The 26,287-nt window shown below is 50.8% G+C and carries 24 protein-coding genes; 21 read left to right on the top strand and 3 right to left on the bottom strand.

Annotation, left to right across the window (positions count from 1 at the left end):
* Window positions 1-28: 28 nt before the first annotated feature.
* The 7 genes from NZD86_RS12490 to ku all read left to right on the top strand — a co-directional run bounded on the left by NZD86_RS12490 (window position 29) and on the right by ku (window position 8,709).
* The gene (locus tag NZD86_RS12490) at window positions 29-511 is read left to right on the top strand and encodes a tetratricopeptide repeat protein (RefSeq protein ID WP_268042066.1); all 483 of its coding nucleotides are present in this window, start codon (window positions 29-31) and stop codon (window positions 509-511) included.
* Window positions 501-1,175, top strand: a complete 675-nt coding sequence (dapB, locus tag NZD86_RS12495; protein ID WP_268046865.1) for a 4-hydroxy-tetrahydrodipicolinate reductase — start codon at window positions 501-503, stop codon at window positions 1,173-1,175. Before NZD86_RS12490 ends, dapB begins: the two co-directional genes overlap by 11 nt.
* A gap of 12 nt (window positions 1,176-1,187) precedes the next feature.
* Entirely contained in the window at window positions 1,188-2,315 is a 1,128-nt protein-coding gene (bshA, locus tag NZD86_RS12500) for an N-acetyl-alpha-D-glucosaminyl L-malate synthase BshA (protein WP_268042068.1), read from the top strand.
* 12 nt (window positions 2,316-2,327) lie between these two features.
* Window positions 2,328-3,341, top strand: a complete 1,014-nt coding sequence (locus NZD86_RS12505) for a biotin--[acetyl-CoA-carboxylase] ligase (RefSeq protein WP_268042069.1) — start codon at window positions 2,328-2,330, stop codon at window positions 3,339-3,341.
* Window positions 3,342-3,449: 108 nt separating this feature from the next.
* Window positions 3,450-4,898 (top strand): tetratricopeptide repeat protein, encoded by a 1,449-nt coding sequence (locus NZD86_RS12510; protein ID WP_268042071.1) that lies wholly within the window; start codon window positions 3,450-3,452, stop codon window positions 4,896-4,898.
* Window positions 4,899-4,999: 101 nt separating this feature from the next.
* Window positions 5,000-7,822: a helicase C-terminal domain-containing protein gene (locus tag NZD86_RS12515; protein ID WP_268046866.1), complete on the top strand. Its 2,823-nt coding sequence runs from the start codon at window positions 5,000-5,002 to the stop codon at window positions 7,820-7,822.
* 77 nt (window positions 7,823-7,899) lie between these two features.
* On the top strand, window positions 7,900-8,709 hold the full coding sequence (gene ku, locus NZD86_RS12520; protein WP_268046867.1) for a non-homologous end joining protein Ku: 810 nt from the start codon (window positions 7,900-7,902) through the stop codon (window positions 8,707-8,709).
* An 18-nt stretch (window positions 8,710-8,727) separates the two neighbouring features.
* On the opposite strand, the gene NZD86_RS12525 is transcribed toward ku, so the two are convergent.
* Window positions 8,728-9,672, bottom strand: coding sequence for an ATP-dependent DNA ligase (locus NZD86_RS12525; protein WP_268042072.1), 945 nt, complete (start codon window positions 9,670-9,672; stop codon window positions 8,728-8,730).
* Window positions 9,673-9,776: 104 nt separating this feature from the next.
* On the opposite strand from NZD86_RS12525, the gene ligD reads away from it, so the two are divergent.
* From ligD to NZD86_RS12545, 4 genes are all read left to right on the top strand, one after another.
* The gene (ligD, locus tag NZD86_RS12530; protein WP_268042073.1) at window positions 9,777-10,667 is read left to right on the top strand and encodes a non-homologous end-joining DNA ligase; all 891 of its coding nucleotides are present in this window, start codon (window positions 9,777-9,779) and stop codon (window positions 10,665-10,667) included.
* 62 nt (window positions 10,668-10,729) lie between these two features.
* Window positions 10,730-11,530 carry an S-methyl-5'-thioadenosine phosphorylase gene (gene mtnP / locus NZD86_RS12535; RefSeq protein WP_268042074.1) on the top strand — a complete coding sequence of 267 codons (801 nt, stop codon included), beginning with the start codon at window positions 10,730-10,732 and terminating at the stop codon, window positions 11,528-11,530.
* Window positions 11,530-12,561: an S-methyl-5-thioribose-1-phosphate isomerase gene (mtnA, locus tag NZD86_RS12540; RefSeq protein ID WP_268042076.1), complete on the top strand. Its 1,032-nt coding sequence runs from the start codon at window positions 11,530-11,532 to the stop codon at window positions 12,559-12,561. The genes mtnP and mtnA overlap by 1 nt, the downstream gene beginning before the upstream one ends.
* Entirely contained in the window at window positions 12,558-13,862 is a 1,305-nt protein-coding gene (locus tag NZD86_RS12545; protein WP_268042078.1) for an amidohydrolase, read from the top strand. Before mtnA ends, NZD86_RS12545 begins: the two co-directional genes overlap by 4 nt.
* Here NZD86_RS12545 and NZD86_RS12550 read toward each other — a convergent pair.
* Window positions 13,859-14,044, bottom strand: a complete 186-nt coding sequence (locus tag NZD86_RS12550) for a hypothetical protein (protein WP_268042080.1) — start codon at window positions 14,042-14,044, stop codon at window positions 13,859-13,861. The genes NZD86_RS12545 and NZD86_RS12550 overlap by 4 nt on opposite strands.
* A gap of 87 nt (window positions 14,045-14,131) precedes the next feature.
* Here NZD86_RS12550 and surE point away from each other — a divergent pair, with 87 nt between their 5' ends.
* The 8 genes from surE to NZD86_RS12590 all read left to right on the top strand — a co-directional run bounded on the left by surE (window position 14,132) and on the right by NZD86_RS12590 (window position 20,873).
* Entirely contained in the window at window positions 14,132-14,872 is a 741-nt protein-coding gene (gene surE, locus NZD86_RS12555) for a 5'/3'-nucleotidase SurE (RefSeq protein WP_268042082.1), read from the top strand.
* A gap of 21 nt (window positions 14,873-14,893) precedes the next feature.
* The gene (locus NZD86_RS12560; protein ID WP_268042084.1) at window positions 14,894-15,073 is read left to right on the top strand and encodes a YpmA family protein; all 180 of its coding nucleotides are present in this window, start codon (window positions 14,894-14,896) and stop codon (window positions 15,071-15,073) included.
* A complete protein-coding gene (locus tag NZD86_RS12565) occupies window positions 15,070-15,576 on the top strand; it encodes a hypothetical protein (protein WP_268042086.1) in 507 nt (168 codons plus the stop codon). Before NZD86_RS12560 ends, NZD86_RS12565 begins: the two co-directional genes overlap by 4 nt.
* A 67-nt stretch (window positions 15,577-15,643) precedes the next feature.
* Window positions 15,644-16,183, top strand: coding sequence for a hypothetical protein (locus NZD86_RS12570; RefSeq protein ID WP_268042088.1), 540 nt, complete (start codon window positions 15,644-15,646; stop codon window positions 16,181-16,183).
* Window positions 16,180-17,715: an AAA family ATPase gene (locus tag NZD86_RS12575; protein ID WP_268042090.1), complete on the top strand. Its 1,536-nt coding sequence runs from the start codon at window positions 16,180-16,182 to the stop codon at window positions 17,713-17,715. Before NZD86_RS12570 ends, NZD86_RS12575 begins: the two co-directional genes overlap by 4 nt.
* A 130-nt stretch (window positions 17,716-17,845) precedes the next feature.
* Window positions 17,846-19,141: an asparagine--tRNA ligase gene (gene asnS, locus NZD86_RS12580; protein ID WP_268042092.1), complete on the top strand. Its 1,296-nt coding sequence runs from the start codon at window positions 17,846-17,848 to the stop codon at window positions 19,139-19,141.
* A 26-nt stretch (window positions 19,142-19,167) separates the two neighbouring features.
* Complete coding sequence (locus tag NZD86_RS12585; protein WP_268042096.1) at window positions 19,168-19,947, top strand: DnaD domain-containing protein; 780 nt, start codon at window positions 19,168-19,170, stop codon at window positions 19,945-19,947.
* A 17-nt stretch (window positions 19,948-19,964) separates the two neighbouring features.
* Window positions 19,965-20,873: a complex I NDUFA9 subunit family protein gene (locus NZD86_RS12590; protein WP_268042099.1), complete on the top strand. Its 909-nt coding sequence runs from the start codon at window positions 19,965-19,967 to the stop codon at window positions 20,871-20,873.
* A 29-nt stretch (window positions 20,874-20,902) separates the two neighbouring features.
* Here the strand turns inward: NZD86_RS12590 and NZD86_RS12595 are convergent, their stop codons facing one another.
* The gene (locus tag NZD86_RS12595; RefSeq protein WP_268042101.1) at window positions 20,903-22,039 is read right to left on the bottom strand and encodes a D-alanine--D-alanine ligase; all 1,137 of its coding nucleotides are present in this window, start codon (window positions 22,037-22,039) and stop codon (window positions 20,903-20,905) included.
* 68 nt (window positions 22,040-22,107) lie between these two features.
* Here NZD86_RS12595 and NZD86_RS12600 point away from each other — a divergent pair, with 68 nt between their 5' ends.
* Both NZD86_RS12600 and NZD86_RS12605 read left to right on the top strand, forming a co-directional pair.
* The gene (locus tag NZD86_RS12600) at window positions 22,108-23,454 is read left to right on the top strand and encodes a UDP-N-acetylmuramoyl-tripeptide--D-alanyl-D-alanine ligase (RefSeq protein ID WP_268042103.1); all 1,347 of its coding nucleotides are present in this window, start codon (window positions 22,108-22,110) and stop codon (window positions 23,452-23,454) included.
* A gap of 159 nt (window positions 23,455-23,613) precedes the next feature.
* Window positions 23,614-25,899: a bifunctional diguanylate cyclase/phosphodiesterase gene (locus NZD86_RS12605; protein WP_268042105.1), complete on the top strand. Its 2,286-nt coding sequence runs from the start codon at window positions 23,614-23,616 to the stop codon at window positions 25,897-25,899.
* The last annotated feature ends 388 nt before the right edge of the window (window positions 25,900-26,287 follow it).

A 26,287-nucleotide genomic window follows, 5' to 3' on the forward strand; every position in this document is an offset into this window, starting at 1 on the left:
CTCCATAGACTGCAGGGAGGTGGTCCACATGGCTATTGAACGTTTTATGAACTCCGCTTATGCATATTTGTACATCGGCGATTACGACGAAGCGAAGGCGGCTTTTGAACGTGCTATCGCGGAGGATCCTGATAATCCGGAGCCGTACTTTCATGCATCCATCACCGCCCATCGCAGCGGTTTCTATGATGAAGCGCGGAGACTGGCAGAGCGTGCCGTGTCACTTTGCCCAGAATATCCGATTTATCGGTCGCACTTGGGTCGAATCATGGCTTCAAAATGGTTCGAGGCAGGAAAACGAGCGCATATTGCAGGAGATATTCGTGGAGCGTTGTCCTTGTACGGTAAGGCACTTGACGCCGACCCACTGCACTTAGAGGCGTTCACATATGTACGTGAAATCATTTCTATTCATCCAGAACTGAAAGACGAACTTGAGGAGGAAAGACGTGACACAGGAACAGACGATTCGAGTTGCCATCGCCGGTGCGAACGGTCGAATGGGGCGTGAGGCGGTAAAAACGATCTCCAACGCCACGGACCTTAGTCTGGCTGGTGCATTGGTTCGAGAGCTTCGCCCGGGTCTCAAAGAGGAGTTTACAAGCGTTGCGTTATATGACGATCCCGTCCGACTACTTGATACAGAGCAGCCAGATGTGTGGTTAGATCTCACGACACCGGAAAGCGTTACGAGGCATACCGACTTGGTTTTGGATTACGGCGTGCGTCCTGTGGTAGGGGCAACCGGTTATACGAAATCTGACCTTGACCGCTGGAATGATCTCGCGCAAGCGAAGGGAATTGGCGGAATCGCATGTCCAAACTTCGCCGTCGGTGCACTTTTGATGATGCGCTTTGCCAGCGAGGCCGCGAAATGGATGCAAAGAGCTGAGATCATCGAGCTTCATCACGACAAAAAAAAGGACAAGCCGTCGGGCACAGCCATGCGCACCGCCGCGCAAATGGAGACGGATTACGAGGTGCCTATTCATAGCGTGCGCCTGCCGGGCTTAGTTGCCCACCAGGAAGTCATTTTCGGGGGCACTGGTGAAACGTTGACAATTCGCCACGATTCGTTGAGTCGTGAGAGCTTTATGCCTGGCGTCGTAATGGCGTGTCGCGGTGTCATGGATTTAAAACAGATGGTTTACGGACTTGAAAATTTGCTTTGGTAAGGGGGCGAGGGAATGCGTATCGGGATCAGCTGTTACCCGACCATCGGTGGCTCAGGTGCGGTAGCGACCGAACTGGGTAAGGCACTGGCTCGCAAAGGACATGAAGTTCATTTTATCGTCACAGACGTTCCGTTTCGACTCGGCACATTCATTGAACATGTGTATATCCATGCAATCGACACGGCTACGTACCCGGTTTTACATACCCCCCCATACGATTTTTCCCTTGCGGCCCTGATGGCCAAGGTTGTTGACGACTATCAGTTGGATGTCATTCACGCACACTACGCCCTTCCTTTCGCAGTGTGTGCCTTCCTTGCCCGGCAAATGGCCAAACGCGATGTGAAAGTCGTAACAACGCTCCATGGCACGGATGTAACGGTACTCGCTCAAGACGAAAGCCTCAAGCAGGTGATGAAGCTCGGAATTGAAAAAAGCGATGTGGTGACGGCTGTCAGTCACAGTCTCAGCAGGCAAACCAACGAACTATTCGACACTGACAAACACATTGAATGCGTGTACAACTTTATCGACACAGACGTTTTCCGTCCCAATGCAGGACAGAATGTTCGACGCTCCTTGGCGAAACCTGGGGAACGCGTGTTGCTACATATTTCGAACTTCAGGCAAGTGAAGAGAATCTGTGACGTCATCCAAATTTTTGCACGGGTAGAGCAGGAAATTCCCACGCGCCTCGTGCTTGTCGGTGAAGGTCCAGAATACAGTGCAGCTCGCCATCTCGTCCAAGACCTGGGGCTCATGGAATCGGTCGATTTCTTAGGCAAGCAGGACGAAGTGGCCCCACTGGTTGCAGCGGCAGACCTTTTGTTGTTGCCGTCTTCCAAGGAGAGCTTCGGTCTCGTCGCACTGGAGGCGATGGCCTGCGGAATTCCGGTCATCGGTTCGACAGCTGGAGGCATTCCAGAGGTCGTTCAGCATGGTGTTACGGGCTTTTTGAGGGAGGTCGGAGACGTAGAGCGAATGGCGAGCGATGCACTTCGGTTACTGCGCAATGAGTCCCTTTACGTGAACTTTTGTGCGAATGCAAGACAGCGAGCGGAAACGTGCTTTCACATCAGGGATAAAGTCGGTGAGTACGAGGCGATTTACCGGCGTGTGTGCGGAATGAGTAGGGAATAGGATGAAACAGACATGACGGAACGACATGATGGAAATCAAATTCAAAATGACATCCTCGATATGTTCTTACATTCTGAGTCAGAGGCTGTATCAGGCGAGCAACTAAGTCAACAACTGGGTTTGTCCCGGACTGCTGTCTGGAAACAAATCAAACAGCTTGAATCGTATGGGTTTCAGTTTGAAGCATCGCCGCGCATTGGCTACCGCTTGACTTTCGCACCGGATGAACTCATGGAACCACTTGTCAAAATGCACGTTGCGAACGAATCGACCTTGGGGCATACAGTGCTTTGGGCGCCCGATAGGGAATCGACCAACCAAACCGCCACAGCGCTCGCTCGTGACGGTTCGCCTCACGGCATTGTCGTCACGGCTCGGCAACAAAGTGGCGGCAAAGGAAGACAGGGCCGAATTTGGACATCCCCGAGCGGTGGAATGTGGTTTTCTGTTCTCGTCCGCGAGCCTTGTGCGCTCTCACAAGCAGCAGACCTCACGCTTCTGGCCAGCGTTGCCGTGCATCGCGCATTAGTTAGCGAGGGTGTTCAGGCGCAAATTAAATGGCCAAACGATATCCTCGTTCACGGCAAAAAGGTGTGCGGGATTCTGGCTCAGATGCGAACCGATGGGGAGACCGTTGAGTATGCCGTCATCGGCATCGGAATCAATGCGAACTTTTCCGCTGAACTTTTCCCACCAGAAATGAGGGAATATGCGACGACCATTCTTGACACACTGGGCAGACCCGTCTTTCGCCCACGTGTGCTCGGACATATCATCAATGAGTTGTCCACCATCTATCGTGCTCTGGAACAAGGAGTAGGTGGCTTTCGCACGGTTCGCGAGGAGTGGAAGGCGAATGCCCATACACTGGGGCGGAAGATACAAGTTCGAATGGGTAACACCGTGATCCATGGTGTCGCTGAAGACGTTGACGATAACGGTGTTCTGATTTTGTGCGACGATTCTGGTGAGAAACACCACATCCACAGCGGTGAAGTACTGTTCTCTGCTGCTGAACAGGTTTGAGTCCACCGCATAATCCGGCTGAAACAATTCCACGCTATGGCTAGCTGTAAGATGTTGTCCGAACAACCTGTGACCTTGTCGGACGCGTTTTATAAAGGGGGCCACAGCGTGGAAAATCCGGAATTGAAGGCCATTGCAGAAACCATTGCAGAAATCCGTAAATGTTTACCTGGTGCCGATGATTCAGCCCGGCAGCAGTACCTGATAGAACTGTCTGCGCTTCGGAACATGGCCATAGCTGTGTTGGATGCGTGGATGGAAGTAGATGATGCAATTGAAGAGGCCCTTGAGGAACTTGGTGTCGAGTTATGCGACGAGGACGATGAACCGTCACAAGTGACCATCCCTGCCACTCCTTCGAGGACCGCACAAACCAACGGAATCCGCTCTGGTGGTCGCCAAGACAATCTGATGGGCGGACCTGTCGATCTAGTGGAGACCTGGTTTGATTTGTCGTTAAAGGCTGACTGTCTTTTGCGGAAAGGGCTCGGTTATTTTGACTTACACATGTATGACGAGGCGGCCAACGCGCTCTCAGACGCTGTCTTTCACAACGATCTCCCCGCAACACGCATCTATTTAGCACTCAGTCATCTCGCAGCCGGCCGAATTGACTTAGCCACGATGGAAGTGAATAAAGCACGAGCTATGGCTCAGGACGAGATTACAGCGCAAGCTGTTCTCGAGTTGGATGTTCAAATTTGCGCAGCACGCGACGATTGGCAACAAGCTATTCACGTCCTCTACGAGTTGGTGTCCTTACAGGCGGACAATGAGGACATATGGTTCAATTTGGGCGTTTGCCATTTGCGCTTGTTCGAATTCGCGGCAGCGGAACGCTGCTTTGCCAAGGCCATGCGCGACCAATCAGCGGACGTGGAAGCGGCTCTGTGGAGGGCGTTGACGTTGTCCTTGACGGATCGGCGGGATGAGGCCTACAGACTTCTGCAAATTGCCTTCACCTTACAATTCCCGTCACCGGAAACGATAGCGCTTTACGTCGTGGTACAGTTGAGTGTCGCTCGTGTCGATGAAGCGATTGCGACGGTAGCGATGTTCCGCGCAGAACATCCCCGCCTGCCGATTGGGGATGAATTACTAGCCCTTTGTTTTCTTGCACTTAATCGCCCGGACTTAAGTCTGCCCCTCTGTAAACGCGCACTGACAATCTGTCCTAACCGAATCTCCGCAATGGCACTTCTTGGTATTTGCAGTTATTTTCATGGGGATCTACGTCACGCCAGGGAGGCACTGATCTGGACGGAATCAATGGTGGCACCATCGGCTGTAGTTCAACTCATTCTCGGGCGGATCGACATGATGGACGGAAATATGGCACAGGCTGCGACTCGGTTTGGCCAGTTGGCCTCTCATCCACGGACATATGCTCGGAGGTTGTCTGCACTATACCAGGGCATGGTCAGTATTGCGCAAGGGTCACCAAATGTTGCGAACGCGCATTTTGAACGTGCCATGCAGTATGGAATTAGCCATGATGTCGTTCAGTCAGCCAAGCAGTATGCCGTTGATCGATATCTTGTGCCCGATGTGAACTAGTCTCTGATTGGCCAGCTTTCCCCATGTGCAGTCCCGTTTTCCGTTTGCTAGAATAAGGATAGGAAAGTCGGACTGGCCAGGAGGCCCGAGCATTGAATTACGTGGTACTTGATATAGAAACAACTGGATTCGATCCTGCCGCAGACGAAATTATCGAAATTGGTGCCGTCCGCGTCACGGACGGCCAGATGGGGGAACAATTCCAGCGACTCATTCGGCCCACACGCCCCATTTCTGAAACCATCACCCAATTGACGGGGATTACGAACGATATGGTTGAAAACGCAGAGGATGCAGAGTCCGTCCTTTTGGCGTTTCTCGAATTTGTTGGCAATGCGCCCGTGGTGGCCCATAACTTAGAGTTTGATGTACCATTTCTCCAACGAAAATATGAGGACTATGGATATACGTTGCCGACTACCGATGGCTTGTGCACACTTGTCCTGTCTCGTATCTTACTGCCAACTTTATCGAGCCATCGTTTAGGGGAAGTTGCCGCACATTTGCAGGTTCCCGTCGATACTGTGCACCGGGCATTAGATGACGCGATGACTTGTGCCCAAGTGTTTGGCAAGCTGTCTGAACGAGCGGCGACGTTACCTCTTATGGTTGTACAGCAGTTCGCGCAACTCGCAGGTTTATTTTCTCCTCTCACAGGTTCCTGGTTTGGCGAGTTAGCTAATCAGGTTTTCGCGGACCGTGGGGATCGGATCCATGAGAGCCTGGAGATTCGCGATGGTCTCACGTACACGGCTCGAACCATGGATGCGTCTGACCCAAGTGACCTGGATGATTCACGCTTGGAACTCACACCGGGCGGTATCGGATCTGCGGCCTACGAGTTGCTCGCTGACAATGGACCGCTCAGTCAGACACTGCCGGGTTATGAAGCCCGTCAAGGCCAGCTCGAAATGGTTGAGAAGGTCAGTGAGGCGCTGGAAGAAGGTAAGCACGCCGTCATCGAGGCAGGCACCGGTACAGGGAAATCCATGGCCTATCTCATTCCCGCCGCCTTGTACGCCGCGTCAACAGGCAGTCGAGTTCTGGTGAGTACACATACACTCGCGCTGCAAGACCAAATTGAGCAACGGGATTTCCCAACGCTACAACAGTTGTTTCACGGCAAGTTAAACTTGGCCGTTCAGAAAGGGCGCAAAAACTACGTTTGCTTACGAAAGGTGAATTCGGAGGCCGGTTTGCTCTCCTTTGCGTCCCCAGCCGAAGAAATCCAAAGTGTCATGGCCCTGTTGTCCTGGCTCACTGAGACCCGTCACGGCGTACGCGAAGAACTGTCGGCGCACGCTGTGAATCACCGATTTTGGACACGGGTACAAAGTGAAACGGACACGTGCATTAACAAACGTTGTCCGTTTTTTAGACCGTGCTACTATTTTCGCGCCAAGGCACGAGCACAGGTGGCGGATGTCGTTGTGACGAATCACTCGCTGTTGCTCTCTGATTTAAAAGCCGACCACCGGGTGTTGCCAAAATACGACGCGCTGGTCATCGACGAGGCACACCATTTGGAAGAGCAGGCTACGAAGCATCTTGGCGGAGAGGTGCACGGCGCGCAACTGGGTGCGTTGGCGCATCGTTTGAGTCGTGATCGAGGGAAGAATGGAATCATTCCCGAGTTGCTGTCCAGGTATCAGACGGATCAAACGATGCCGTACGCCATGGAGGAGCGTCTTCAACGTGCCGGCGAGTGGGTCGACGAAGTCAGCCGTAGTGCCGATGTGGCGGTTCAGTTGCTGGGGTCGTTGGTGCCACCGGGCAAGGGCGAGTTACGTCTGACACCGCAAGTGTGCAAGGAACAGGCATTCACTCAGTTCACCAAACAAATGGCTGACTTACGAGCACCAATCAAGGCCATGAGGGACTTGGTCAAAGCCCTACACGAGTGGTCCAAACAGGCATCTACGGATGAAGCAGCGGGTCGTATTCTCGATGCAGCTGGGTTTTTAGACCAATGGGTTCAAGGTGTTGAAATGCTGGAAGAAATCACAGTGCTCAGTCCTGATATGGTGACCTGGATTGAGAAGCGCGGCACGAGCCGACCGCGGATCAGTGTGCACACAGCACCAATTGACGTGTCCCAGACGTTGCGTCATGCGCTGTTTGAGCCGCTCGAACGAGTCGTTCTCACGTCAGCAACCTTGTCTATTAAAGGGAATTTCGACTATACGGTGAGCCAGTTAGGGCTCAAACCTTTTGCAGAGGAAGATCGACTGATCACTGCCAATGTCTCTTCACCATTCGACTACGGTCGTCAGGCCCGGCTGTGTGTACCGAGCGACGTACCTGAACTGGCCAAGATGTCGGCTTCGGACGCAGCGGCATGGTTGGCTGATTCACTCTATCAACTGGCAGTTGCCAGTCAAGGACGTGTGCTGGCTCTGTTTACGAGCCATCAAATGCTGCGCGAAACAGCAAAGCTTGTGCGGGAACCACTCAGACGACAAAACTTGTCTGTTTTTGCACAGGATGTCGACGGTGGACGACAAGCCATGTTGGACGCCTTCCGCAAAAATCCACGCAGCATTTTACTGGGGGCACAGTCCTTCTGGGAGGGTATTGATCTTCCGGGTGACCAACTTACGACCCTTGTCATCGTTCGCTTGCCCTTTGCTCCGCCGTCGCATCCAGTGACAGAAGCGAGACACGAGCGATTGACTGCGAACGGAAAAAGTCCCTTTTGGGTAGCCAGCCTGCCAGAGGCCGTTGTCAGGTTCCGCCAGGGATTTGGCCGTCTTATTCGTACCCGCCAGGACAAAGGCGTCGTGGTTGTATACGACAAGCGCGTCGTCACGCAGCGCTATGGCCAGACGTTTATCCAGTCTCTTCCCGGTGTACGACCGTTTGTGGCAACCGAACAGGAGGTTTTGAAGCACATTCGAACATTTTTGGCGCAATCTTCATCGTAGTCTTCCGCATGGGCACGGTTGCGTGGACCCACCCTATACACAAATTCATTGAAAGGGTGTGGGGACGAGTGCACACCATGTGGAGAGGGTCTATCAGCTTTGGACTCATCAATGTTCCAGTTCGGATGTTTAAGGCAACAGAATCACAGACCGTTCGTTTTCGCCAACTGCACAAAGCCTGTAACACGCCCATTGAGTATCATAAAAGTTGTCCTACGTGTCAGGTCGAAGTGAAGGCCGAGGACATTGTCAAAGGCTTCGAATACGCGAGAGGCCAGTTTGTCGTCGTCGAAGAGGATGAACTTGCTGCATTGACCAAGACCCGTTCACAGACGCTCGACATTGTGCACTTCGCGGATCAAGCCGAGATCGATCCCGTTTATTACGACAACACCTACTACCTCGCCCCGGAAGCGAACGGGCGGAAAGCTTACGCACTGCTGTCACAAGCGTTGGGGGACACGGATAGGATAGCCGTGGCGAGAACGGTCCTGCGTAACAATGAAAGCATCGCTTGTATTAGGATGAAGGACGGCGTGCTTTTGTTACAGACGCTGTACTGGCCCAATGAAGTGAGGGCGACCGCTGAATTGCCGTATGTTCACCAGCCTCCAGCCGTGGACGACGCGGAGTTGAAAATGGCCATCCAGTTGATTGACCAACTAAGCAGACCTTTCGATCCGGCCGCTTTCCACGACGAACGAAGAGAGCAAGTGGAAACGCTCGTCGAACGCAAACTGAAAAACCTCGAGACGGTAGAGCCTGTACAAATTGCGCCCGCGGCGTCGGCAGATGTCATCAATCTCATGGATGCCCTGCAAAAAAGCATCAAAATGGCTCAGCCGGCAGTCAAGAGTAAGCGGGGCAGAAAAAAGAAGTCATCATAAAGGCCTGGCTGTGATGGCCTACTCTGTAAATTGACAATTTGTTGGTGGGACGTCCACGAATGCTTCCAGTACAGGGTGGCGAAGGGTTTTCTTGGACGTCCATTCAAGGTAGGTCACCTTTACTGTGAGGACGGGTTCAAGCCAAATCGTTTGAGAACGCAAATTTGACGGGACTGTGGCGAAAGGTATGGTTTGTACTGCCAATTTATCCGCTTGACTCGTAATCTGTTGCCAATCCTTTACCGAAAGTTTTCCCGCACCGACGTGACCTATATAATGCAATTCGCCGTCCGTTGTATACAGCCCAAGGAGCAGCGCATTGACGGCATCATCACGAATTGTCATGCCACCGATGACTGCAATGAGGTCGTGAATGTTTTTAATTTTTCTCCACCGATCATCTTTCCCGTCGATAGCGTATGGACTGGTCAAATCCTTGATCACAACGCCTTCCATTCCCTGATTCTGAATAGCTGCGAATAATCCGGGTCCATCATCCGAATTCTCGACAAGTTGAACATGCGGTGAGGACGTAACAATGGTTTGTAGGATGTCTTGTCGCTCTTGAAGTGGCCGTTCTATCAACCACGTCCCGTTCCTGTACAGCACATCAAAAATCATATAGACGACAGGGATCTTCAACATAGCGGTTCGGACTGATCGCTGGGATTGAATTCTGTCTCGTTTCATGACCTCGTAGAACGATGGTTTTCCGTGATCCAGCGCGATCACTTCGCCGTCCAAGATGACGCTGTCTGTGTTGCAATAGGATGCGATGTTGGCTATCTCAGGGTATTGCAGTGTCCGATCATTCAAGCGCCGATTGACAAGTCGCGTGTCACTCCCATCCTTGTAAGCCAACATGCGAACCCCATCCCACTTGACTTGAGCTACCCACTGTTCACCAGAAGGAAACGTATTCGTTTGGATTGGCTCGAACGGGATCACTGGTTGCAAACGCATGAACATTCCCCCACACAGTTTTTACGCTCATGTCAGTGTCTGACAAGTGCAGACTATATATGCCTAGAGGTTCAACTTAGTCACGAAGGAGAAGGTGACGGATTTTGGCGTTGCAAGCCATTACACTACAGGCAGAACATCCGGTCAAACTAACACATCCAGACAAACTGCTATTCGACGAGCCTCCAACGACAAAGCTGGAATATGCACACTACTTGATCAAAGTTGCACCAAACATGATCAAACACTTGAGGGACCGTCGAATCACACTCGTGCGCTGTCCGGAGGGTGTGATGGGCGAACGGTTTTACCAGCGACACATCTTGCCTGGGGGACCAGAATGGCTTCAGTCCGTTGTCGGCGAGGAGGAGAAGGAGGAAATAGTCATCCCTGACATCGCAACGTTGCTGTATTACGCGAATCTTGGTGCGATCGAGTTTCACGCTACAATCTCTCATTTGGGCAGTCAAAGTTCCAGGACGCTCTCCTTTGATCTCGATCCTTCCACGAGCGACTTCGAACCGGTTCGAGAAGTGGCTCTGCACCTTCGAGACGTTCTTTCTGGACTCGGTTTAAACAGTATTGTGAAAACATCGGGTGCGTCAGGGCTTCAAGTGTTTGTTCCGCTGTCCGAAGAAGTTCCCTTTACAGAGACAAAACTCCTGGTAACATTCATCGCAAAATATATGGAACAGTCGTGGCCAAAATTGGTCACGACGGCACGCCTTGTACGCGAGCGGGGCAGTAAAGTCTATGTCGACGCACCGCAGCACGGAAAAACGAAAACACTGATTGCGCACTATAGCGTCAGGGCGACACCACAAGCGACCGTCTCCACGCCTCTGTTTTGGCATGAGCTGGAGAATGGAGCGAAACCCACCGACTTTACGATACGGAACGTGCCGGATCGCCTTCTCAAAATTGGTGACTTGTTTGCCTCAACGGAACCATCATCCGCAAGACCTGTCGTGAAACTCCTGCAAGAAAAGCAATGAGTATGCAGGTGCAGTGTAAATTTCGTATAATCGAGTGGATACGGAGTTTCGGGAGTGAGAACATGGCGGTCAAATATGCAATTATCGGTGGGACCGGCGTCTATGACCCAGGTCAAGTCGATGACGCTCGCACTGATAAGATACATACACCTTACGGTGAAGCAACGGTGACAATTGGGACGTATGCGGGAAAGCACGTCGCATTCATGGCAAGGCACGGTGAGGGTCACGCGACACCACCTCATCGGATTAACTATCGCGCGAATATTTGGGCGTTGAAAGAAATCGGTGTGGAACAAGTTCTAGCCACAGCCGCGGTGGGGTCCTTACAACTCGCCTTGGCGCCAGGTGAACTCGTTTTGGTGGATGACGTCATCGATATGACAAAATCGCGAATCAGCACATTTTTCGACGCGGAACGAGTCGTCCACGTGGATATGTCTGACCCATATTGTGGGCGATTGCGTCAACATCTGAAGGACACGGCTGATCACCTAGGATACCACGTCCATGACGGTGGGGTTTATGTTTGTACTGAAGGACCGCGGTTTGAAACCAAGGCAGAGATTCAAATGTACTCCCGGCTTGGGGGAAGTGTGGTCGGGATGACCAGCATACCTGAAGTAACGCTCGCGAAAGAAGCGGAGCTCTGTTACGCCACGGTGTGCATGGTGACCAATTACGCTGCTGGTTTATCGTCTCACCCGCTTACCCATCAGGAAGTGGTCGACACCATGCGTGACAACGTGGGGAAAATTCGTTCCCTTTTCTATAATTTTATTGAACGTGATACGAGTACGCGGACATGCTCCTGTAAGGAAGCAGTGGGTGGTCAAACTCCGCTTGGACAGGAGGAGCATTGATGGACGCCATTCGCTGGTCACCTGAAGAACTAAAATTGCTGGATCAGACGAAATTGCCGCACCAGCAAGTGTGGGAAACGTATGCCGAAGCGACATCAATTGCTGACGCTATTCGAGCTATGAAAGTAAGGGGGGCTCCGGCTATCGGTGCGGCGGGGGCATTTGCGGTCGCCATTGAAGCGCGTAGGCTTGCGGGTCAGCCCGATATGCGTGAACGGCTGGAACGTGCCATTACAGTACTTCACGACGCCCGTCCAACAGCTGTCAATCTCGCGTGGGCCTTGAATTTGATGCGACAGCTCATCGACGAGACGAGTGACGAAGCATTACCGGTGATTCTCTACAACAAGGCGTTGCAGATTGCAGAAGAAGACGTGAAGACAAATCACGCCATTGGCGATTATGGCGCACAACTATTTAACCGGCCAACCCGTATCTTGACACACTGCAACACGGGTGCGCTGGCGACCGTCGGCTACGGAACGGCATTGGGTATCATTCGATCCCTCCATCACCAAGGTAAACTTCAGCACGTGTACGTAGACGAGACACGGCCATATCTTCAGGGTGCTCGGTTGACAGCCTATGAATTAGCGGATGAGGGCATTCCGTTTGACATCATCACAGACAGCATGGCGGGACACTTCATGCAGCAGGGCGTGGTGGATGCCGTTATCGTGGGGGCGGATCGTGTCGCTCGAAACGGGGATACCGCGAATAAGATCGGAACGTACACACTCGCCGTCCTTGCACACCATCACGAGGTCCCGTTTTATGTCGCAGCGCCTATGAGTACCATCGACTTGGACACGGAAAAGGGCGAAGACATCCCAATAGAGCAGCGCAACATGGAAGAAGTGACGCACATTTTCGGTCAAGCTATTGCCCCAGAAGGGGCGACAGCACTACATCCTGCATTTGACGTCACACCAGGTGGACTCATCACGGGTATCGTGACGGAGCGAGGCGTTGTCTCCGCACCTTACGAGTCGACATTGCGTTCGCTGAAGAACGGGGAGGCAAACGAATGACAACGAGAACCATCATCGAAGTTGGCGGCGCAATACTCGACCATGAAACAGTCCTGACAGAACCCGTACATTTTGTCGTGGAAGATGGACTGATATCGGCCGTGGAGGTTGGCCACTATCAATCGCAAGGAGTTACACCGGACACGAGGGTCGTTCGTAAACCGAATCGAATTGCCATTCCAGGCCTCGTTAACACCCACGGACACGCGGCCATGACGCTTTTACGGGGTGCCGGGGATGATATGCCTCTCATGAATTGGCTTAACGATCGGATCTTCCCCTTGGAAGACAAGTTGACCGAGGATGCAATTTACTGGGGGACACAATTAGCGGTTTGGGAGATGCTATTGTCCGGAACGACGACGTACACGGATATGTACATGATGATGGACAATGCGGCGCGAGCTGTTGCAGAATCCGGCATGCGAGCTGTTCTTTCCGTGGGGGTCGTGGGATTTGATGATTTGTCACGGTCAAACGGCATCAGCCGAAGCCGCAACTTCGTAAAAAATTGGCACCGACAAGCAAGTGGACGGATCACGGTTACATTGGGACCTCACGCACCTTACACGTGTCCTCCTGACTATCTGACGGAGATCGCTGCGCTAGCCGGTGAGTTACACGTACCCATTCAGATCCATTTGAGTGAAACGCGGACAGAAGTGGAGAACTGCCTTCGCGATCACGCCATGACACCAATCGCGCTGGCGAATCATGTGGGATTGTTCGACGTACCTGTTTTGGCCTCCCACTGCGTTCACGTGACAGATGACGATCTCGACATAATGGCCGCACGTGATGTACGGGTGGCCCACAATCCGCAGAGCAACTTAAAACTAGGATCTGGGATTGCCCCGCTGCAGAAGATGTTGGCGCGACAGCTGACGGTAGGCCTTGGCACGGACGGTGCCGCCAGCAATAACAACCTCGATATGTTCGAAGAAATGCGCCTCGCAGCAACCCTACACAAAGGGTTTGCTCAAGACGCCGAAGCCATTCCTGCAAATATCGCTTTTCAAATGGCCACTGAACGGGGAGCACGTGCGTGTTTTTTAGCCGAGGGGCTGGGGCGGCTTAAGCCGGGTGCCGAGTGCGACATGGTTCTGCTGGATGCGCACAGTCCACATCTTCAGCCAGGCCATAACTTGCTGTCTGACGTCGCGTATGCCTGTGGTGCGGATGACGTACGGGATGTGTTTGTCGCCGGTCACCACGTCGTGTCAGACGGAGAGCCAGTGACGATTGACACGGAACGTGTTCGCTATGAGGTAAAACGGTTTAAAGACCATATCACACGTTAAACGTTGTCTGGGTCGAACGGGTCATCTTCACTTAAGTTTGGGGTGCGCAATGTCACTGTTTGTCTGCACCATCGGCCAGCTTCTTCGCGCAGGGCTGCAAACAACATTGCTCGCTCCCATTGCTCGAATGGTGTAGTCGCCTCCGCAAATTTTGCATCGGCGGCAGGTAAATGCATTGTCATAACACCACCTCCCGCTGAAGTACTCCTAGTATAAGCGGTGAGGTCGCGCGTATGTCACACGAATGATGGCAGGAGAGGGGACATTCCATGCGCATACTGATAAGCAACGATGATGGCATTGGCGCTGCGGGGATTCGCGCACTGTGTTTGGCGGTTTCCAAGGATGCACAGGTAACGGTTGTCGCACCACATCAAGAGCGTAGTGCATCAAGCCACGGAATTAGCATTCATCGACCACTTCGTGTCGAAAAAATGGAGGTGCCCGGTGCCAGCGAGGCGTACAAAACATCGGGAACACCTGTGGACTGTGTCAAATGGGCCCTTGCCGTTTTGCATCGGGAACGCCCGTTTGACCTGATGCTGTCAGGGATCAATGCAGGAGCCAACTTGGCAACGGATGTCCTATACTCTGGTACCGTTGCCGCTGCCGGTGAAGCCAGCTTACAGGGCCTAAAATCAATTGCCTTTTCACTTGTCGGCCCGCCATTCACGTTCAACGACAACGTCATCAAAGCGACATACGACATGTATCAAGTCCTCAAGGATGTCGATGTACCGGCAGATACATTTCTGAGTGTCAATCTGCCACCCTCGCCGAACGCCAGGAAGTACGCATGGACGACGCTTGGCGTGCGGAAATATCACGACGAGTTTGCGTCAGAACTGGACGAAAACGGGGTTCAGGTTTATCGTTATGGTGGGGATATCGTCGACGAACGAGAGACTAAAGGGACGGACGTGGCTGCTGTTCGAAACGGCTATATCAGCATTACGCCGCTACGATATCGCTTTACAAATGAGGAATACTACAAACAAATCAAACAATAAGCACCGACGGATGGTGGAAGTGTGGAAAAAGGCTTAAATGTCATTGCAACACATCAGTGTTCCAAGACCGAAGATCTGTACCTCTTAGTGGATTTCTTGAACAGGAATTTAAAGGATAAGGACATTGTGTTTGGTCTATCCAAATCCGATGAACATCCAGAAAAAATGCAAATTACGCTGTACCGGACGGATACTCGATGAAGACTTGGAAAATATGGCTCATCACCATTCCCGTCTTGCTGGTGATGGTGGGCGCGACCATCGTGGCTTGGTTGTGGCAGAATCTCTCCACGAACTGGATCCCAGAAGAAAGGGCCGCACAATATGTGCTTGATCACACTCCAATCAATCGGATCGAAACATATAATGTCTTTACAGCGTCCGGCTTAGAGGATGTGTTTAAAGGGAAGGATACGTTCGACAATGAGTGGTATGCGTTTTACATTCCGAGCAGTAATCGCGTATTCAGCATTCGAGCACGTGATTTGGTCAGTCAACAACAAGTCGAAGGGAATCTGCTCAAGCAGAATATACATAGCCAGCAATGCACACTCGGCTACGTGACGGACCAAGCTTCTGGTACTCTGCAAACCTCGTCAAATGTTGTTTATGAGGTCAGGGGCACTGACACTGTCGACAGCAAAACGACATTTATTTATGTGGACGCCACAAACGGTCATGTGCTATGGAAATATGTACTGTGAACATACGTTCGGCTCTCGTGTTATACTATCCAATGTCAATACAAGAACTTGAAGGAGGCGAGTTTCCTTGTCGCGTGTTCGCCTCGTGCCGATTGTTTTAATCGCCATCTTGGCTTTAGCCATGCTATTCGGTGGATGGCAGGCGTATCAACACTTCAATCTGTTGAATCCCCTTAAGAAGAACCTTCAGAGTGTGCAAGGTGTCCAGACAGTGAATATTGCTACTGGTAGCCCCGATGAAGTGACAATTCACCTAGGCCCGTTTAACAAATTGGAGAACGGCGATTTGCAACAGACGTACCATGCTATTGCAAATGAGGTGTCTACACGACTGGGAAGTGGCGTCAAACTCAATTTGTCGGACGATCACGGTGCGCAACTTACCCAAGTATATGAGGGAGATTACTATCCTATTTTGGCCCAAGGGAAAGATAAGGGCAATTACACAGACATGATCTCCCAAGTGTCGAGCTTGGCCAAGAAACAAGGAATTCAAGCGAGAATTACAATGGATGAACAGTACATTTACGTTCAATTGGCGAAAGGCAGCCATTACTTATATGATGTGATCCCGTATTCTACGCATCAAGGGGGTGCCGCGTCTTGATAAAAGAATGGTTAATTGGAATTGGGATTGCGCTCGTCGCATTTCTCGGATTGTTGCACGTCAACATTCTCCCAGTTTTGTTCCTGCTCGGTCTTGGCGTCCTCTTATGGATTGTCATGGACCGTCGTACGGCTGCCACACCGACTACGAGGGATGTATCTGTACGCCACGACATTTCGTTTGAACAAATTGGTGGTCAAGAGATCGCTAAAAACGAGTTAAAAGAGGCTTTAGATTTCTTGCGCTACCGTGATCGAATTAAATCTCTCGGTATTCGACCGCTAAAAGGCATCTTGCTCACGGGACCGCCGGGAACCGGTAAGACCTTGATGGCAAAAGCTGCGGCTACGTATACGGATTCTGTCTTTTTATCTGCTACAGGTTCAGAGTTTGTGGAAATGTATGTCGGCGTCGGAGCGCAACGTGTACGTGACTTGTTCCGCCGCGCTCGCCAGATGGCTAAGCGGGAAAATAAGGACAGCGCCATCATCTTTGTCGATGAGATCGACGTTGTTGGTGGACGCCGTGGACAGCATAGCCATCAAGAATATGACCAGACCCTAAACCAGTTGCTCACTGAAATGGACGGTATGAACACGACGCAAACGCCTTTTGTGTTAGTCATGGCAGCTACCAACCGTCCGGATATTCTGGACTCGGCACTGCTTCGGCCAGGTCGTTTCGATCGTCAAATCAAGGTCGACTTGCCTGACAAAGATGGACGTCTACACATTCTCCGGATCATGGCGAAGGATAAGCCGATTGCAGAAGATGTAAACTTAGAGCACATCGCCAGGGAGACATACGGGTTCTCGGGTGCACAGCTAGAATCCCTCGTCAACGAAGCGGCAATTATCGCATTGCGCCAAGACAAAAAGACCGTGACACAGGAAATGTTCCGAGATGCTGTAGACAAGGTCCTGATGGGCGAAAAGACGGGACGGAGGCCAACTGACGAAGAACTGCGACGCGTCGCTGTTCACGAGTTAGGCCATGCCATTATCAGTGAACTGATGCGACCGGGGACGGTGTCTCACATCACCATTGCACCGCGTGGAAATGCACTGGGATTCGTCCGTCAGATTCCGGAAGCGGATCAGTACTTGTATACAAAGCAGCAACTCGCTCAACAAATCAACGTGGCTTTGGCGGGATGTCTTGCTGAGGAACTCCACTATGGGGATCGCAGCACAGGTGCGCAGAACGACTTTGTGCAAGCATCTTCTTTGGCTAGAACGCTTGTGAAGTGCGGCTTGTCCCGTTTGGGTATTGTCGATGAAGAACATCTCCCTGACCAGCTCCTGGAAAAGGAAGTTCGATATATTCTATCGGAACAAGAAAAGATCACACAAGAATTATTGAGCCCGTATAAAGCGGATATCGAACGATTTGCAGAACACGTTGTTCAAGAAGAGAGTGTTGATGGCAAAGAGTTTCGAAAGTGGATGGAGAGCATGCAGCCACAGTCACTTGCGTCTGCAGCAGTTTCTCGTCCACAACTGTCCACATCAGAGGTTTCGCCATCTATGTAATCTACCGGAAACGGACACAGGAGACCGAACGACCAGCTTTTGGTTGTTCGGTTTTTTTTATACGATTGTGAGTGATTTCATCCCTTTGATATAATTGATCCGACATGCAAGTTAAGTGGAGGGAAACTTGGTGAGTACAACAACTACGATTAGCCGCGTGGGTGACTACGTTGGACAGACTGTCATGCTGCAAGGCTGGCTATACAACAAGCGATCCAGCGGGAAGATTCAATTTCTCCAGGTTCGTGATGGGACAGGCCTCATTCAATGTGTTGCCGTCAAGGCAGAAGTTGGGGAAGATATCTTCGAAACCTGTGCGTCGTTGACGCAGGAATCATCTCTTCGCGTAACTGGCACGGTTCGCGCCGATGATCGAGCACCAAACGGATATGAAATCACCGTGCAAAATGTCGAGGCAGTTCAAATTGCTGAGGAGTATCCTATCACGCTCAAGGAGCACGGTGTTGATTTCCTCTTGGACCATCGTCACCTGTGGATTCGGGTTCCTCGGCAACGTGCACTCTTACGTGTTCGGGCCGAAGTGGAACGTGCCGTTATGGCTTTTCTGGACGGCGACGGCTTTACTCGTATCGATCCGCCCATTCTAACGCCGTCTTCGTGCGAAGATACAACAGAGCTGTTCCAGACAAAGTACTTCGACCAAGAGGCATTTTTGACGCAGAGTGGCCAGATGTACATGGAAGCTGTGGCCATGTCACTCGGCAAAGTGTATTCTGCCGGCCCTGCTTTTCGTGCTGAGAAATCAAAAACGCGTCGCCACCTGATCGAGTTTTGGATGATCGAACCTGAAATGGCTTATTACGAACATGAGGACAATCTTCGTGTACAAGAGCAGCTTGTCTCCCATGTCGTCAACCATGTCTTGAACGAGTGCGAAGAAGAACTGCACACATTGGGGCGAGACATTGACAAATTGAAGAAGGTACCGGGCACTTTCCCGCGCATGAGCTATGATGAAGGGATTAAATGGCTCCAGAAGCACGATTTCGATATCAAGTGGGGCGATGACTTTGGAGCGCCGCATGAAACGGCCTTGTCCGCCCAGTTCGATCAACCGCTGTTCATCGAACGCTATCCGACGGCCATTAAGGCGTTTTACATGCAACCCGACCCCAATCGTCCAGAAGTTGCTCTCTGTGCAGACATGCTCGCACCGGAGGGGTATGGTGAAATTGTCGGCGGGAGCCAGCGTATTCATGACTACAACCTCATGAAAGAGCGCTTCGAGCAACATAACTTGCCCCAAGATACTTATGCTTGGTATTTGGATCTTCGGAAATTCGGATCCGTTCCACACTCTGGGTTTGGCTTGGGGCTGGAAAGAACAATCGCCTGGATTACAGGAATTGAGCACATCCGAGAAGCTATTGCATTCCCGCGCATGTTGTATCGACTCTATCCATAATGACGTGGAGACAGGGGGAAGGGCATATGAAACCGTCCGCTAGGCAAGCTGCGAACGGAGATTTTCTCAGTACCCCTTTTATTTCAGTGCCTTATGATCTGCTCAACAACTATGCCGGTCTCGGTATTCATGCGCATGAAATGATCATGTTGATGCAAATTCTTGCCAGCGGGCAAGTGAATGGTACGACTGAGTTGTCCGCACAGGATTTGGGGGATCTGTGCGGCATGAGCAGTAAGGAAATCATGCTATCCGTAGAACGCTTGGTTCGAGAAGGATTTTTAGGCATTGGGGAACGCTGGGATGACAGTGGCGCACATGTCTCATATTTCGATCTCCAGCCGCTGTGGGAGCGCCTGCGCGGTAAACCGGTCGTTCAACCAAAGGCACAGACATGGCGACAGGATCCGTTGACCATGTTTGAGGAGGAATTTGGGCGACCGCTATCTGCACTCGAGTGCGATCAAGTGCGCACATGGCTTGGTCCAGACGGGTATCCTGAATGGATGGTTGTTGAAGCGTTGCGGGAGTCCGTACTCGCTAACAAGTACAGTTTTAAATACATTGATAGAGTTCTTTTCGACTGGCAGCGACATCAAGTTCAATCCAGACAGGATCTGGAGCAGTACAGACAACAGTATCGAGAACGTCTTCGGGAAGCAGACGTAAAGCGAGGACAAGCACCGGCCTCCCGTAAGACAAATGACAGCACAAAACGTCGACCTTCGGAACGTCAGTCGTCGGCCAAGGAACCGTCGAAAGACGAACGGTATGCAAATTTCTATCAGTTGTTTCCTGATAGCTGATAAAGGCGTGAGCAAGGGTGAATGTCTTTGTGACAGGCGGTACTGGATACGTTGGTCAACCTATCGTGCGTCAACTAGTCGAGAAGGGCCACCACGTGACACTCTTGACGAGATCGGAGCATCGTTCAGATGGTCTTCCGAAATGCGTTGAGATAGTCATAGGTGACGTATTTGACGATACAGCACTCAAGTTGGGAATGAATCAAGCGGAGGCTGTCATTCACCTGGTTGGAATCATTCGAGAACAGCCTCGACGTGGTTTGACGATGCAACGAGTCCATGTGGAAGGCACCCGTCATGTCATTGCCGCAGCCTTGCGTTTAGGCGTATATCGGTTCGTGCACATGAGCGCGCTTGGCGCCAAGTCCGATGCAGTCAGTTCGTATCATCGAACGAAATGGGAAGCAGAGAAATGCCTGCGACAAAGTGGGCTGAAGTTCACCATTTTTCGTCCATCGGTGGTCTTTGGCCCCGGAGGACCTGGACCGAATTTCTTGTCACAGTTGGTCGACGTAACCCGTTTACCGGTCATTCCAGTCGTCGGCGACGGTAACTATCCGTTACAGCCTGTACACACGCGGACGATCGCAGGGGTCTTCGAACAGGCGCTTACTCTTGACACCACCATCGGAGAGACGTTTGAGGTTGGCGGACCTAATGTGGTCTCGCATCAGGACATCATGAGCAAAATTGAAGCAGCACTGGATATTCAAAAGCCCCATCTGCAGATTCCCATATCTTTGATCCAGGCGATGGTTCGGTGTTTCGGGTGGACGGGTAAGTTCCCTTTGACTCGGGACCAGCTCTCCATGCTTGTCGAGGGAAACGTCTGCACAAACCCAGGCCGTCTATACGACTCATTTGATGTTGATCCAATCCCGTTCACGGTAAACGTTAATCATGATGAAAAAAATGGGGCTACCTAAAAGGTTAGCCCCATTTTTTCATCCCGTGTTTATTCGTTCTCGAACGTACGAATAAGTTGACGTTTCTCGTTCTGTCGTTCAATCGCCAATTCAATCAGTGTATCCAACAGTTTGGTATACGACATCCCGGAGGCCTCCCACAGTTTTGGATACATACTGTATCGTGTGAAGCCAGGCATGGTGTTGATTTCGTTGACGATGACCCGTCCAGTTTCCTTTTCGATGAAGAAATCCACACGGGAGAGCCCTGAACAATCAATGGCTTGAAACGCTTCTACAGCGTATTGTTCAATTTCTTGCCGCTGGCGGTCTGTCAGTTCCGCGGGAATAATCAGCTTAGACGTTCCACCCACATATTTCGCTTTGTAATCGTAAAACTCACTGGACGGGACGATCTCGCCAGCCACCGATACTTGAGGAACGTCATTTCCCAAAACGGCAACCTCAACCTCGCGAACGTTCAAGCCTTCTTCGATGATGATTTTTCGATCGTATTGAGCTGCTAGCTCAATGGCTCGTTGAAGCTCTTCGCGATCCCTCGCTTTACTGATACCCACGCTCGATCCAAGATTTGCCGGCTTAACAAAGCAGGGGTACCCGAACGTGTCCTCAACTTGACGGATGACTTGTAGGGGAGAAGCCTTCCACGTCTGGCGGGTACAAGAAGTATAGCGCACCTGAGGCAGGCCAACAGACCCAAACACTTGTTTCATAACGACTTTATCCAAGCCAACAGCAGAAGCTAGGACGCCTGCTCCAACGTACGCTACGTCCATGAGCTCGAGCATCCCTTGAATGGACCCATCTTCACCGTATGTGCCGTGCATGACTGGGATAATGACATCAACATCGTTAACCAACGCGGATGGAACGGGTTGGGCTGAGGGTTGAGGGGACACGGATGTTAAACCGCCAATTTGGTGGTTAATAAAGCTAACCGACGAGGATGAGGAGACTTTTTTTGCCGTGTTCTGCTCTTCCTCCAGGGCCTTTAGCGCGTTTTTACCCACCTGCCAGTTACCTGATTTCGAAATTCCAATGGGAACAATGGTATACTGGTGAGGATTTAATGCCTCAATCACAGACTTCGCACTTTGGAGAGACACTTCATGTTCACCAGATTTTCCACCAAATATAACGCCTACCTTGATACGTTTTGAAGGCACGTCTCGCAACTCCTTTAATTCCAAATAAAGTTTCAATGAAAGGATAGATTACCTTGACGCCCATAACGGTGAATCAACTTTCTCACTTGCTCTCCGCTACTTTAGCCGTTGGCAACTTAGACACGAAGGTCACAGGCGTTGCTACGGATAACCGCCAAGTACGACCCGGCGATGCATTCGTCGCATTCGAGGGCCAGCGCGTCGATGGTCATGACTTCATTAACGACGCCTTTGACCGCGGTGCAAGTGTAGCGATTGTAAGTAAGCCCGTCAAGACGGATCGCGGAGCAATTTTACATGTTCACGACCCATTAACAGCAGTCCAACAAATGGCGATGCATGAGCGAACGGCGTTTGAAGGACCAATTGTCGGAATTACGGGCAGCAATGGCAAGACCACGACGAAACAAATGGTTGCAGCCGTCTTGGGGTCATTAGGTGACTGCCTATACACCGAAGCCAATCGCAACAATGAATTGGGCTTACCCTTAACTATTCTACAGCGAACGCCCGCCCATCGTTCCATCGTTCTGGAAATGGGAATGCGCGGATTCGGACAAATTTCGGATTTATGTCGGATTGCAAGACCGAATATCGGGATTATCACAAACATCGGACAAAGTCATATTGAACTACTGGGAAGTCAAGAAGGAATCGCACGAGCAAAAGGTGAGTTAGTTCAAGCCCTACCAGAAGATGGTCACGCCATTTTGAATGCAGACGATGTTTGGCTAAGGTCTTTAGGATCCAAGTCCCGTGCCGAAGTTATCGGGTATGGATTTTCTGCGGATTCAGATGTTCGAGCTCGTGACGTGAGGTGGACGGCAGATGGTATGGAATTTACCGTTGATGCCATGGGGGAATCATCCAGAATGTCTCTTCCCACATTCGGCCTACACAACATTTCGAACGCCCTGGCTGCTGTTGCAGCAGGACGTCTTCTTGGAGTGTCTATGAACGACATCACAATTGGACTTGCGGGTTTGGAAGAACTAAGTGGCCGCCTTCGCATTGTGCCAGGGCATCGAGGTATGAAAATTATTGATGATTGTTATAATGCAAGTCCGCTTTCCATGAATGCCAGCCTCGACGTCCTGTCTCACATTGCCGAGGCGGGAAAACGTGTGGCTGTTCTCGGCGATATGTATGAGCTTGGTGACTATTCACAAGAAGGACATGAACAAGTCGGCAGGTATGCTGGGCGTGTCGGCATCGACACCCTGGTAGCCATTGGCCCGCAAGCACGATGGATTGCCTCAGAGGCCAAGAAGAGTGGAGTCAGGACGGTGTATCATTCCGAAACGGTGAAAGAGGCGTTAGCCCACCTTGATCGCTGGGTTAATTCAAATTCGACAGTGTTGGTTAAAGCATCCCGGGGCATGCAACTAGAGCAAGTTGTAGAAAGCCTAGTATGATTGACTGACGAAATTTGTCGTAGCATGAAGAGATCAGATCTCTTTTGTCAAACTGCTGTCAGAATTCTGTTGGATAACGTGGAATTTTAGCAGAAACTTTACAAACGCTTAGTATATGTTTTGTAAAATTGACAACGTCACTGACGGGAGGCGTTTGTCGTGTCACTACGGGATTTCATCATGCAGACGGTTCGACGATTAAATAAGACCACAAATCCATTTGTCAATTCCATCATTGGCGAATATATATCCCGTGAGCCAATCGGACTGATTTGCATGACTGTCACGGAGATGGATCAATTACGGGAACAAGGTGGTACTGAGCACTGCAAAGCAATTCTCAGGCGCATTGATGAACGGGTGGCATCCATTCTCTCAATCGCCGCTTGCGGCGTCATCGCACATCGGGTTGTGTCTGACGACCTATTTGTCTTGGTTAGTTTTCCTAACTCCTGTTTAAACTTATCGACCATACTGTATAACGCAGCTGAGGAATTGAAATCACACCTCGTCAAATCTCTCGACTCTATTGTGGCTGTGGGGGAGAAACGTATCAATTTTCACTTCGGGACAACCGTTGTTCGACCCCATCCTGACCTTGCAATCGATTCTCTATTATACAAAGGAATGATTGACGTCCTGTTTCAAGCGAAACTCAGTCGTGACACAAATCACCGAGAACAACTGGCAGAGTTTATGGACATTGTTCAACACGGTCGTATCCGTACCCACTATCAGCCAATCGTATCATTATGGACCGGAGACACGTTCGGATACGAAGGGCTGTCACGTGGTCCAGAGAACACGCCATTTGCATCACCACTCCGACTGTTTGATTTCGCCGAACGAGAAGGTCAACTGCATGCGCTAGAGGAAGTAGCACTACAATCGGCCATGGTTCACTTTCAACCCGCCCCCGCGGCCACGAAATTATTTCTCAATATCAATTCGTCCACGTTTACTGAAAAAGATTTCGTCGTCGATCGCTTACTCTCCATTCTTGAACATCGGGAACTAAAACCGTACGATGTTGTCTTGGAAATCACAGAGCGTAGTGCAATTTCCGATTTTGCGCAGTTTGCACGAATTCTGGAACGGTGTCGACGAAGTGGCTATCTCATCGCTGTCGACGACGCCGGAGCGGGATATTCCAGTTTACAAACGATTGCCGAGGTAAAGCCGGATTTTATCAAGATCGACCGGAGCCTTGTGAATGGAATTGATCGAGATCGGGTGAAGGAGACCCTAGTAGCATCACTATGTCAAGCAGCTATAGCTTGTAACTCGAAGGTTATTGCGGAGGGAATTGAGACATACGAAGAACTGGAGCGCGTTGCCCAATTAGGCGTACCGTACGTTCAAGGATTCTTGTTGAGCCGTCCGACACCTAATGTACGTCCAATTTCGGCAGGGGTAACTGCTATGTTGCAACAAGCCATGACGAGTGTTCGCCCACCAGTCGACGTGACAACGATTGGCCAAATTGCCAAGGACGTACATACGTTTCCAGCGTATGTCGAAGCAAGTAAAGTGGTTGATTTCTTTCATACAAACGAACATGTGACTGGTATTGTGGTCACGCAAAACGATCGCCCGATTGGACTCGTTATGCGCGAGAAACTGTTTCGCAAACTGGCTACAAAGTATGGCGTTTCACTATTCTGGAACCGCAGTATCGATGAAGTGATGGATCGGCAACCACTTATTTTGGACGAGTCTGTGTCCGTCGAGAATTCATCCGTGCTTTCGATGGGACGCCATGTCGACCAGTTATACGATCTCATCATTGTCACGCGAAACGGGGCACTACATGGTGGTGTGACGGTTCAAACGATTCTAAATACAGTTACCAATGCGCAATTGGAGTTAGCACGGGATGCAAATCCGCTGACGGGTCTGCCGGGCAACCGACGGATCGATCTCGAGTTGTCCAGACGTGTGTCTGCTGAACAGCCATTTTCCGTAATATACATTGATTTAGACCATTTCAAATGGTTTAATGATGCCTTTGGGTTTCAAAAAGGTGATCAGGCCATTCGATGTGTAGCGGATGTAATTCGAAGGGTTCTGACGGAACGACAACTACCAGACATATTCGTCGGTCACATTGGGGGTGACGACTTTATACTGTTCACACCTTCCGATGCCCTGTCTCTTGTTCAGTCCGTCCGAACGAAATTCGACGATGAAATCAACCAACAATTTCCGTTGTTGAAGAATAGAAATTGGACGGTTCGCAGCAGGGAGGGAGCAATCATCGAAACATCCGGTCTAACTCTCTCCATCTCCATCTTACACTGTGAGCCCCCGTTTACCGGCGTTACACAAGAAACGCTTGCAGCCTACTCGGGAGAGCTAAAGCGCCAGGCAAAGTCAAAGGGAGGCAACAGGATCACGATCGGTTTATACAATGATTTTAACCAAATGGACTTAGAAAGAGTATGAATCATGTTGCTCGTTCCAGCATCATAAAATTTTAACAATTCCTCAATGTATCTTTCTCTGTATTTTCGATAAAATGAGGGTGTTCATCACTGAAGTTCCTGTCCGAAAACAAATTGCCGAGAAGGCAATAGAGGAGGAATGCTAGGTGGTTACCTGTCCAATTTGTAAAGAGCTCTTGCAAGAACTTACATCCGTGCATTGTACGAAGCGTCATGGAATGTCGAAGTCGAGTGTCATTAAAGAGTTTGGTAAGCCAAAGCGGCTATTCCTCACATTTGCGGCGGAGAGCACAGTCACAACCCCCACCATCAGTCCACGCGATTATCTCGATTCACAACTCCTCACAGATAGGCTAAACTCCAGAACTCGAAAATTTCATGTGTAGTGG

Source organism: Alicyclobacillus dauci (assembly GCF_026651605.1).
Taxonomy (GTDB): Bacteria; Bacillota; Bacilli; order Alicyclobacillales; family Alicyclobacillaceae; genus Alicyclobacillus; species Alicyclobacillus dauci.

Bases quoted from the DNA above. Each gene is read 5' to 3' on its own strand.
- ku (WP_268046867.1), top strand. From the start codon at position 7,900: ATGTGGAGAGGGTCTATCAGCTTTGGACTCATCAATGTTCCAGTTCGG.
- bshA (WP_268042068.1), top strand. From the start codon at position 1,188: ATGCGTATCGGGATCAGCTGTTACCCGACCATCGGTGGCTCAGGTGCG.
- mtnP (WP_268042074.1), top strand. From the start codon at position 10,730: ATGGCGGTCAAATATGCAATTATCGGTGGGACCGGCGTCTATGACCCA.
- NZD86_RS12545 (WP_268042078.1), top strand. From the start codon at position 12,558: ATGACAACGAGAACCATCATCGAAGTTGGCGGCGCAATACTCGACCAT.
- surE (WP_268042082.1), top strand. From the start codon at position 14,132: ATGCGCATACTGATAAGCAACGATGATGGCATTGGCGCTGCGGGGATT.
- NZD86_RS12585 (WP_268042096.1), top strand. From the start codon at position 19,168: ATGAAACCGTCCGCTAGGCAAGCTGCGAACGGAGATTTTCTCAGTACC.
- dapB (WP_268046865.1), top strand. From the start codon at position 501: ATGGGGCGTGAGGCGGTAAAAACGATCTCCAACGCCACGGACCTTAGT.
- NZD86_RS12525 (WP_268042072.1), bottom strand. From the start codon at position 9,672: ATGCGTTTGCAACCAGTGATCCCGTTCGAGCCAATCCAAACGAATACG.
- NZD86_RS12490 (WP_268042066.1), top strand. From the start codon at position 29: ATGGCTATTGAACGTTTTATGAACTCCGCTTATGCATATTTGTACATC.
- NZD86_RS12550 (WP_268042080.1), bottom strand. From the start codon at position 14,044: ATGACAATGCATTTACCTGCCGCCGATGCAAAATTTGCGGAGGCGACT.
- NZD86_RS12505 (WP_268042069.1), top strand. From the start codon at position 2,328: ATGACGGAACGACATGATGGAAATCAAATTCAAAATGACATCCTCGAT.
- NZD86_RS12565 (WP_268042086.1), top strand. From the start codon at position 15,070: ATGAAGACTTGGAAAATATGGCTCATCACCATTCCCGTCTTGCTGGTG.
- mtnA (WP_268042076.1), top strand. From the start codon at position 11,530: ATGGACGCCATTCGCTGGTCACCTGAAGAACTAAAATTGCTGGATCAG.